The organism is Snodgrassella sp. CFCC 13594 (genome assembly GCF_001590725.1).
In the GTDB taxonomy this organism is placed as follows: Bacteria; Pseudomonadota; Gammaproteobacteria; order Burkholderiales; family Neisseriaceae; genus Snodgrassella.
Genome location: NZ_LQXR01000097.1, coordinates 1 through 417, shown reverse-complemented (window position 1 = coordinate 417; position 417 = coordinate 1). Strand labels below are relative to the sequence as shown.

1 protein-coding gene is annotated in these 417 nt (G+C 47.5%); it reads left to right on the top strand.

The window, feature by feature from the left end:
* Positions 1-21: 21 nt before the first annotated feature.
* A partial coding sequence (locus A2F46_RS11885) for a TrbM/KikA/MpfK family conjugal transfer protein (protein WP_156471662.1) occupies positions 22-417 on the top strand: 396 nt, incomplete at its 3' end.

Sequence of the window (417 nt, the reverse complement as noted above, 5' to 3'; positions counted from 1 at the left end):
ATAACAATGAAAGGCAATATGATGATTAAACCATTTTTACCCTTGGGCTTGGTGATCCTAGCCCTGCCTGCCGCTGCTTTTGCCGCGGATGATGATCTGCTGACTGGAGATGCCAAGCTCGCATGTGAAGCGACCTTGTGCTTATCAACGGGTGATCGCCCAGGTGAATGCGCTCCTTCGATCAAAAAATACTTTTCAATCAGTGCGAAAAAAATGAGCGACACAATCAAAAAGCGCAAAAACTTTTTGAGCCTGTGTCCTGCAAGCAAAGAGGAAGGTATGCCTGCTTTGATTAATGCGCTCGCAAACGGTGCGGGTCGATGCGATGCGGCCGAACTTAACCGAATGGGCCGCAAAACATACCAAGTCCAGCAATGTACAGGGAAAGGTAAAAACAAAACTTGTACAACGGTCACC